The sequence below is a fragment of the Pokkaliibacter plantistimulans genome (genome assembly GCF_003194385.1).
In the GTDB taxonomy this organism is placed as follows: domain Bacteria; phylum Pseudomonadota; class Gammaproteobacteria; order Pseudomonadales; family Balneatricaceae; genus Pokkaliibacter; species Pokkaliibacter plantistimulans.
Window position 1 is genome coordinate 1 of sequence record NZ_LAPT01000188.1, and the last position, 943, is coordinate 943.

The 943-nt window shown below is 52.6% G+C and carries 3 protein-coding genes; all 3 read left to right on the forward strand.

Features of this window, described 5'->3' with window-relative positions; translation table 11 throughout:
* A partial coding sequence (locus WH50_RS25710; RefSeq protein ID WP_165838575.1) for a tyrosine-type recombinase/integrase occupies positions 1-484 on the forward strand: 484 nt, incomplete at its 5' end.
* Complete coding sequence (locus tag WH50_RS26235) at positions 481-786, forward strand: hypothetical protein (protein WP_133251436.1); 306 nt, start codon at positions 481-483, stop codon at positions 784-786. The genes WH50_RS25710 and WH50_RS26235, both read left to right, overlap by 4 nt.
* A 54-nt stretch (positions 787-840) precedes the next feature.
* Positions 841-943 (forward strand): transposase (locus WH50_RS27315; protein ID WP_133251437.1); only part of this gene is annotated, 103 nt, incomplete at its 3' end.

Genomic DNA, 943 nt, shown 5'->3' on the forward strand with positions numbered 1-943 from the left:
GTTAAGGGCCGCCACATGGTCAGAGTTTGATTTGCCCAATGCCCTTTGGACGATACCCGCTGAAAGGATGAAACGAGGGAGGGAGCACGTAGTGCCTCTGCCACGACAAGCCCTGGCATTACTGGATGAACTTCGCCCGTTGACGGGTGCTTACCAATTGCTCTTTCCGGGCCGTGGCCGTGGCGACAAACCAAGATCAGATACCGTATTCCTCATGGCCCTGCGTCGCCTGGGTTATGAAGGCAGACAGACTGGCCACGGCTTCCGGCACATCGCCTCCACCACACTTAACGAATATGGCTTTGATGAAAACCATATCGAGGCCCAGCTATCCCACGTCAAGGAAGGTGTAGCCGGTGTGTACAACAAGGCCATCTATCTGGAACAGCGCAAAGTGATGATGCAGTGGTATGCCGACTATCTGGACAAACTGGCTAACGGCAATGTGGTGGAAGGTGCTTTCCAGAAGGCATCACAAGTATGAAAACCCGTAACCTGCTTTTATCCGGTGTTCTTGGTGTTCTTGGTGTTCCTGGTGTTCCAAACACAGAAAAAGCCAGTAGCGGCGCGGCCTGCAGCGATGGAACACCAAACCCGGAAAACGAGAACACCAACACTCAGGAACACCAAAGGTGTTCCAAGTGCTTAACTGACGAAGAGCACGCAGAGCTGAAATACTTTGGCTTCATCACGCCTAAAGCGGAGCATCCGCGCCTTCCTTTGGCCCGGAGGCCTGTGTTGGCTGTTCCATATCTTGTTAAAGCGATATCTGTAGTGGCTCAATGATTTCGGACACTCAGTAAAGCGTTATTCTAACGCGCTCAGTGAGGTGTCTTATTTATGAGCAAACGTCGTCAGTCCTTTACTCCAGAGTTCAAGCTGGAGGCCGTCGCGTTAGTGACCGAGAAAGGCTATTCCGTAACGGAGGCCTGTCAGGCGCTGG

Excerpts from the sequence above, each read along its gene's own strand:
- WH50_RS26235 (WP_133251436.1), top strand. The coding sequence starts at position 481 with ATGAAAACCCGTAACCTGCTTTTATCCGGTGTTCTTGGTGTTCTTGGT.